Origin of the sequence: Actinokineospora iranica (assembly GCF_900101685.1) — a bacterium.
In the GTDB taxonomy this organism is placed as follows: domain Bacteria; phylum Actinomycetota; class Actinomycetes; order Mycobacteriales; family Pseudonocardiaceae; genus Actinokineospora; species Actinokineospora iranica.
Map to the genome: position 1 here is coordinate 48855 of NZ_FMZZ01000011.1, position 6990 is coordinate 55844.

A 6990-nucleotide genomic window follows, 5' to 3' on the forward strand; every position below is an offset into this window, starting at 1 on the left:
CGACCACGCCACCTTCACCATGGCGACCGGCATGCCCGTGCATTTCCGCCGACCCGCACAGCCCGGGGCAGCGCGGCACGAACGAGAACACCGACCGACTGCTGTGCCAGTACTTCCCCAAGGGCACGGACCTGTCGGTGCGCTCCCGGGCCCACCTCGACGCCGTCGCCCGCCAACTCGACGGCCGTCCCCGCAAACCCTCGGCTGGCACAAGCCGGTCGAGAAGATGAACGAACTCCTGCTCGCACACGGTGGCGCGATCACCGGCTGAGATCAAGGTTCGAGCGTTGGGGTGTCGAGGGGGGCTCACGTGTTCTCGGGGTTGGGGCCGAGGACGGCGTCGAGGAGTTTGTCGACTGAGGCGGCGTCAAGGTCTTGTCCCGTAATGAGCAGTCGGTAGTAGAGGGCTCCGTAGACGAGGTCGATGAGGACGTCGGGGTCCATGGGACTGGCGGTCGGGTGCTCCTGCTGGACTTCCTTGATGATGCCCATGGCGACGGCTCGTCGAGTCGCGACGAACCTCTCGCGGAGGGCTGTGGCGAGTTCGGGGTCGTGTTGGCTCGCCGCGACTAGCGCGACGAACGGTCTGCGTGCGGCAGGCTCGCTCATCAGCTGTGCGACTCGGTGCACCTGACCGCGAAATCGCATGAGCGCCGTCCCCTCGCGGGGAGGTTCCAGTTTGGCGCTGGTCGCTTCGGTGAAGGCGTCCATCAGGACGGCGGCCTTGTTCGGCCATCTCCGATAGATCGTGTTCTTGCTGACTCCGGCGTGGGCGGCGATCGCGTCGACGCTGAGTCCGGGAAGTCCTTCGTCGGTCAGGAGCGCACGCGCGGCCTGGAGTATCGCTCGATGCGCCCGCTCGCTACGAGGACGGCCGGGACGTTGCTCTTGCTCACGCACCGGCCCAGCCTAACCGGTACGATACGGATCGTTCCGTATCGAAATTAGGGGGGATTGGTGAACGACCAGGTCTGGTTCATCACGGGAGCCGGTTCCGGCTTCGGGCACGCCCTGTCGCGGGCGGTTCTCGCGGCGGGCGGGCGGGTCGCGGCCGGTGTGCGGTCCCCGGACACCGGGGCCGTGGCCACGTTGCGCGAGGCGGGGCCGGGGCGAGTCGGCGTCGTCAAGATCGACGTGAGGGACGCGAGCCAGGTCCAGCGCGGGGTCGACCGCGTCGCGGACGAGTTCGGGCGGGTGGATGTCGTGGTCAACGGTGCGGGCCGAGGCTCGTTCGGGTCGGTGGAGGAGACACCTGATGACGAGGTGCGGGACCTGTTCGAGGTCAACTTCTTCGGCTCGCTCAACGTGATCCGAGCCGTGCTCCCGGTTCTGCGCCGTCAAGGCCGGGGGCACGTCGTCCAGCTCTCGTCACTGGCCGGAGTCGCGCCTCCGGCGCCTGGCCTGGGGGCGTACGCGGCGACGAAGTTCGCGGTGGAGGGCATGAACGAGGTGCTGGCGCGCGAGGTGGCACACCTCGGCATCGGTGTCACCATCGTCGAGCCGGGCGACTTCGCCACCGGATTCGGACGTGCGCTCCACGTGACACCTCCCGCGCTGGACGACTACCTGGGCAGCGTCGGCAAGGCGGCCGACGCGTTCGCGTCCACTGATCCCTCGCTGCTGGGCGACCCCGACAAGGCCGCCGTGGCGATCATTGACGCCGTGCGCGCCACCAAGCCCCCGCTCCGTCTCGTCCTCGGCGGGGACGCGGTCGACGCGATCGGGACCTCGTTGAGCACCAGGCTGGACGAGTTGCGGTGCTGGGAAGAGGTCGGCCGTGGAACGCGCTGACCGCGCCATCCTGAGCGGCGGCTGCCTGTGCGGGGCGGTCAGGTACCAGGTGCAGCCCCCGCTCGGGGAGATGTTCTTGTGCCACTGCGTGGACTGTCGACGGTGGAACGGAAGCCTGTGCGCGGGCACGGTCGTGCTCAAGCACCAGCTCACGCTGCCACCCGGCACTGAGCTGACCTGGTTCACAAGCCCGAACAGCGAGCGCCGAGCACGACGAGGTTTCTGCCCCACGTGCGGATCGAGCCTGTTCTGGATTCCCGAGGAAGGGCACCTGGTGTGCGTCGCCGCCGGGTCACTGGACCAGCCCAGTGGGCTGCGCCCGACTCGGCACCTGTTCGTCTCGCAGCAGGCCGACTATTGGACCTACGCGGACGATCTCCCCGCCCATCCCCGGCACCGGCCAGATCCACTAGCCTGGGCGCGTCCGCCAGGGACGCCGGAAGCCGTCGACAACGCTTAGGCTCGCGGCATGACCGCCGTCGACCGATGTTGCGACAAGACCCGGGCGTGGGTGTGTGAGGCCGTGCGCATCATCGAGGCGGACGCCAACCGCAGCGCCGATACGCATCTGCTGCCCTTTCCGCTTCCGCCGGAGTGGAACGTCCAGCTTTACCTCAAGGACGAGTCGACCCACCCGACCGGTTCGCTCAAGCACCGGCTGGCCCGGTCGTTGTTCCTGTACGCGCTGTGCAACGGCTGGATTGTCGAAGGCACACCGGTCATCGAGGCATCGTCGGGGTCGACGGCGGTGTCCGAGGCGTACTTCGCCCGGATGCTGGGCCTGCCGTTCATCGCGGTCATGCCGCGCACGACCAGCCAGGAGAAGGTCGAGCTGATCGAACGGCAGGGCGGCCGCTGCCACTTCGTGGACGAGCCCGGTCAGCTCTACACCGAGTCCCACCGCCTCGCGGGCGAACTGGGCGGCCACTTCATCGACCAGTTCACCCACGCCGAACGCGCCACCGACTGGCGCGGCAACAACAACATCGCCGAGTCGATCTTCGAGCAGATGGCCCTCGAACCGCACCCCGAGCCCGACTGGGTCGTCGTGGGCGCGGGGACCGGCGGCACCAGCGCCACCATCGGCCGCTACATCCGCTACCGCAAACTCAACACCCGCCTGGCCGTCGTGGACCCGGAGAACTCCGTCTTCTTCGCCGCCTGGCGCGACGCCACCCCCGGCCTCACCGTCACCCACGGCTCCCGCATCGAAGGCATCGGCCGCCCCCGTGTCGAGCCGTCCTTCCTCGGCCAGGTCATCGACCGCATGATCAAGGTCCCGGACGCGGGCTCACTCGCCGCTATCCGGCTGGCGGAAGACATCCTCGGCAGACGCGTCGGCGGCTCCACCGGCACCAACCTCTGGGGCGCTTTCCAGATCGTGGCCGAACTCGTGGCCGCGGGCCGCTCAGGCAGCGTCGTGACCCTGCTCTGCGACGGCGGCGAACGCTACACCCACACCTACTACGACGACTCCTGGCTATCCGCGCAGTCCATCGACATCGCCCCCCACCGCCACTTCCTCGGCGAGTTCCTGTCCACCGGACACTGGCCCACCCAGTCTTAGCCACCTACCCGGGAGAACGGCGAACTCCATGAGCGACCTCTGGAAAACAGACTGAATCCGCGCCATCACCACCTTCACCGAGATCGAGAACCGCACCCCCCAGCCCCGCACGGCCAGCGAAAGACGCCCGCCCCACCGACGACGAGGACAACGCCCCCATCGTCCTGCGCGGAGACGCCTGGTGACCGCACACCGGCACTCACCGCACTGACCCACGCGCCGCGGTTCGCCCGCACATCCGTCGCGCCGATCTGCCCCCGTGATATCCGCCCAGCCGGTACCCGCCGTCCACCGCGCGGATCGCGTGGGGCCCAGGCGCGGGTCAGACGAAGCCGAGGACCGCTCCGGTCACCACGGCCCAGGCGAGCATGGCCAGGCCGGTCTCCTTGAGCACCGGGATCAGGCCCAGCCCGGTCTGCCCGCCACCCACCCGCCGCACGGCAGGCACGACCAGGGCCGCCGCCACCAGACCCAGCAGCGCCCACGGGGTCACGAACGCCGCCGCAGCGGTCACCGCGAACGGGACGGCCACCAGCACCTCGTACAGCACCCGGGTGCGGGCCTCGCCAAGGCGCACGGCCAGGGTGTTCTTGCCCGCCACCCGGTCGGTCGGGACGTCCCGCAGGTTGTTCGCCACCAGCACCGCCGCCGAGAACGAGCCCATCGCGACCGCGCCAGCGACCCCCAGCCAGGTGACGCGGCCCGCCTGCACGTACTGGGTTCCCAGGACAGCGGTGAGCCCGAAGAACAGGAACACCGCCGCCTCGCCCCAGCCCGAGTACCCGTAGGGCCGCTTCCCGCCGGTGTAGAACCACGCCCCCGCGATGGACACCGCGCCGACCGCCAGCAGCCACCAGTGGCCCGACACCGCGACCAGCACGAGCCCGGCCAGCGCGCCGACGCCGAAACACGCGAACGCCGCCGCCTTGACCGCCCCCGGCGCGGCGACCCCGGACCCGACCAGCCGCAGCGGACCGACCCGTTCCGCGTCGGTTCCGCGGACGCCGTCGGAGTAGTCGTTGGCGTAGTTCACGCCCACCTGGAGGGCGAGCGCCACCACCAGGGCCAGCAGCGACCGCACCCAGGAGAACGCGCCCACCGCCCCCGCCGCGCCCGCTCCCACGAGCACGGGCGCGACCGAGTTCGGCAGCGTGCGCACGCGTGCGCCCTCGATCCACTCCGCGACTGTCGCCATAGGTCCATCTTCACCGATCCCCGACCGCCGGGGACGAGTGGCTCGTCACGTCCGCCTCACCTGGCACAGGTCCGGTGGACCACGCCCGGCCGCATCGCGCGCGACCAGCGGCCACACGGTCTGGCAAGCGGAAAACACCCGACGTTCGCCAGGATGACCGTGAACCGCGGCGGCTTCGACCTGGTGCTGGACGACTTGTCCGAGTTCGGCCTGCTCCGACTGCTGGACGGCATGGAGTCATTCCTGGCCGCTCGCTGACGGCGGCTCGCGGCTGCTGCTTGTCGATGGCCTGAGGCGCTGTGTCGCGTTGACGGACCCCGACGCGAAACGTCGATTTCGCCGCCGGTTCGGGCTGTTTCCGGAGGTCCTGGTGTGGCGGCGCGATCAGCGGTTTTCGTCGGCCAGTAGCTTGGCGACGGCGGCCCGGTCGATCTTGCCGGGTCCGCACAAGGGCAGCGCCGCCACGACGCGCAGGACGCGGGGGGTTGCCGCCGGGCCGAGTTCGGCGCGCACGGCGGCCAGCGCGGCGGTTTCGTCTACCTGGTGCTCGTTCGTTCGGTGCGGCCGTCGGCTCGGGGAGACGACCGCCGCGACGCGCTGGCCCCATTCCGGGTCGGGGAGTCCGACCACGCAGGCATCGGCGATCCCCGGTTGGCCGGTCAGGACCCGCTCGACGGCGGCTGCCGCGATCTTCACGCCCCCGGTGTTGATCACGTCGTCGGCGCGGCCCAGGATCTCCAGCGTGCCGCTGTGCAGGCGGCCCAGGTCGGAAGTCCGGAACCAGCCGTCCACGAAAGCGCTTGCGGTCGCGGTCGGGTCCAGGCGGTAGCCGAGCGCCAGCGTGGGCCCGCCCAGGTGGACCAGCCCATCGACTATCCGCACCCGCACACCGTCCAGCGGCGCCCCGTCGTAGACGCACCCTCCCGCCGTCTCGCTCATCCCGTACGTCGTCACCACGCGGACCCCGGCTTCCCGGGCGCGCGCCAGCGTGGCCGCCGACGTCGCCGCGCCGCCGACCAGCACGGCGTCGAACGCGCGCAAGGCCGCCAGCGCGTCGCCCCCCTCGTCGAGCAACCGCGTCAACTGCGTCGGCACCAGCGACGTGTAGCGCGGTCCCATGGCTCCCAACACGTCCGACGCCGCCTCGGCGAACGCCCGACCGCGGAACCCGCCCGCCGCCATCACCGACAGGTCGGTTCCGGCCATGATCGAGCGCACCACCACCTGCGCCCCCGCGATGTGCTGCGCGGGCAACGCCAGCAGCCACGTCCCCGGCCCCCCCAACCGCCGGTGCGTCGCCTCCGCCGACGCCCGCAGCGCCGCGGCCGAGAGCAGCACCCCCTTGGGCGTGCCCGTCGACCCCGAGGTCCGCACCACCAGCGCGGCCCCCTGCTCGACCGCGACGTCCGGACGCGCGAAGTCCCCCGACTGCCCCGGCCCGACCGGCAGCACGGTGGCACCCGAGCCCGCCAGCGCGTCGCCCAGGGCGCGCCGCAGGACGCGAACCGCGGCAGGCGTGCCGTCAATGGGGATCAGGCGCATGGCCCCATCCTCGCAGCGGGTGTCGGCGCCCGCCCCTACGCTCGGGCGGGAACGGTCCCGAGAGGAGTGGCAGCCCATGCCGACAGCGCCGAGGAAGGTCACGACCTTCCTGATGTTCCAGGGCCAGGCCGAGGAAGCGATGACCTGCTACACCTCCCTGTTCGACGACGCGGAGATCCTCACCATCGACCGGTGGGGCGCGAACAGCCCCGGCACGGAAGGCTCAGTGCGGATCGCCACCTTCTCCCTGGGCGGACAGCAGGTGATGTGCATCGACAGCACTGTCCAACACGCGTTCACCTTCACCCCGTCGATCTCGCTGTACGCCCAGTGCGACACCGAGGCGGAGATCGACCGCCTCTACGCGGCACTGTCCGACGGCGGCCAACCCCTGATGCCGCTGTCCGACTACGGCTTCAGCACCAAGTTCGGCTGGACCAACGACCGCTTCGGCGTGTCCTGGCAGCTCAACCTCGTCTGACCAGCACATGCCCGAACGAAACGAGTTCGCCCAGCACCCGTTTGCCCCCGACACCCCCGAGCGGAACCCGCCTGACGGACGATCGCCCGACCCGAGCGCGCCAGAGCAGGACGTGTCCGACCAGCCTTCGCCCGCCCCCGGCTTGCCTGGCCCGGTCGACCCGCACGCGTCCGAGCACGGCTCGTCGGACCGTGGCCCGGCTGACCGGCGCGCACCTGACCGCGTACCTGACGACGGCTTGTCCGACCGGAGATCGACCGGCCGTGGCGCACCTGACGGCGGCTTGGCAGGCCGCAGCTCAGTTGACCGCAGCCCAGTTGACCGCAGCCCGGTTGACCGCAGCCCGGTTGACCGCAGCCCGGTTGACCGCAGCCCGGTTGACCGCAGCCCGGTTGACCGCAGCCCGGTTGACCG

8 protein-coding genes are annotated in these 6990 nt (G+C 70.7%); 5 read left to right on the top strand and 3 right to left on the bottom strand.

Features of this window, described 5'->3' with window-relative positions; all coding sequences use genetic code 11:
• Nucleotides 1-306: 306 nt before the first annotated feature.
• Entirely contained in the window at nt 307-900 is a 594-nt protein-coding gene (locus tag BLS56_RS21380) for a TetR/AcrR family transcriptional regulator (protein ID WP_091453845.1), read from the bottom strand.
• A gap of 57 nt (nt 901-957) precedes the next feature.
• On the opposite strand from BLS56_RS21380, the gene BLS56_RS21385 reads away from it, so the two are divergent.
• From BLS56_RS21385 to cds1, 3 genes are read left to right on the top strand one after another with little or no spacing between them, the layout of a single operon-like run.
• A complete protein-coding gene (locus BLS56_RS21385; protein ID WP_175482969.1) occupies nt 958-1791 on the top strand; it encodes an SDR family NAD(P)-dependent oxidoreductase in 834 nt (277 codons plus the stop codon).
• Nucleotides 1778-2251 (top strand): GFA family protein, encoded by a 474-nt coding sequence (locus tag BLS56_RS21390; protein ID WP_091453851.1) that lies wholly within the window; start codon nt 1778-1780, stop codon nt 2249-2251. The genes BLS56_RS21385 and BLS56_RS21390 overlap by 14 nt, the downstream gene beginning before the upstream one ends.
• A 9-nt stretch (nt 2252-2260) precedes the next feature.
• Nucleotides 2261-3358: an L-cysteine desulfhydrase Cds1 gene (cds1, locus tag BLS56_RS21395; protein WP_091453853.1), complete on the top strand. Its 1098-nt coding sequence runs from the start codon at nt 2261-2263 to the stop codon at nt 3356-3358.
• A 322-nt stretch (nt 3359-3680) separates the two neighbouring features.
• Here cds1 and BLS56_RS21400 read toward each other — a convergent pair whose 3' ends face one another.
• Both BLS56_RS21400 and menE read right to left on the bottom strand, forming a co-directional pair.
• The gene (locus BLS56_RS21400; protein ID WP_091453854.1) at nt 3681-4553 is read right to left on the bottom strand and encodes a 1,4-dihydroxy-2-naphthoate polyprenyltransferase; all 873 of its coding nucleotides are present in this window, start codon (nt 4551-4553) and stop codon (nt 3681-3683) included.
• A 384-nt stretch (nt 4554-4937) separates the two neighbouring features.
• On the bottom strand, nt 4938-6095 hold the full coding sequence (gene menE / locus BLS56_RS21405; protein WP_091453857.1) for an o-succinylbenzoate--CoA ligase: 1158 nt from the start codon (nt 6093-6095) through the stop codon (nt 4938-4940).
• 76 nt (nt 6096-6171) lie between these two features.
• Here menE and BLS56_RS21410 point away from each other — a divergent pair, with 76 nt between their 5' ends.
• Together BLS56_RS21410 and BLS56_RS33075 are read left to right on the top strand one after the other, a co-directional pair.
• On the top strand, nt 6172-6576 hold the full coding sequence (locus tag BLS56_RS21410; protein WP_091453860.1) for a VOC family protein: 405 nt from the start codon (nt 6172-6174) through the stop codon (nt 6574-6576).
• A gap of 263 nt (nt 6577-6839) precedes the next feature.
• Nucleotides 6840-6990 (top strand): pentapeptide repeat-containing protein (locus BLS56_RS33075; RefSeq protein WP_407640546.1); only part of this gene is annotated, 151 nt, incomplete at its 3' end.

Bases quoted from the DNA above. Each gene is read 5' to 3' on its own strand.
- BLS56_RS21410 (WP_091453860.1), top strand. From the start codon at position 6,172: ATGCCGACAGCGCCGAGGAAGGTCACGACCTTCCTGATGTTCCAGGGC.
- cds1 (WP_091453853.1), top strand. From the start codon at position 2,261: ATGACCGCCGTCGACCGATGTTGCGACAAGACCCGGGCGTGGGTGTGT.
- menE (WP_091453857.1), bottom strand. From the start codon at position 6,095: ATGCGCCTGATCCCCATTGACGGCACGCCTGCCGCGGTTCGCGTCCTG.
- BLS56_RS21400 (WP_091453854.1), bottom strand. From the start codon at position 4,553: ATGGCGACAGTCGCGGAGTGGATCGAGGGCGCACGCGTGCGCACGCTG.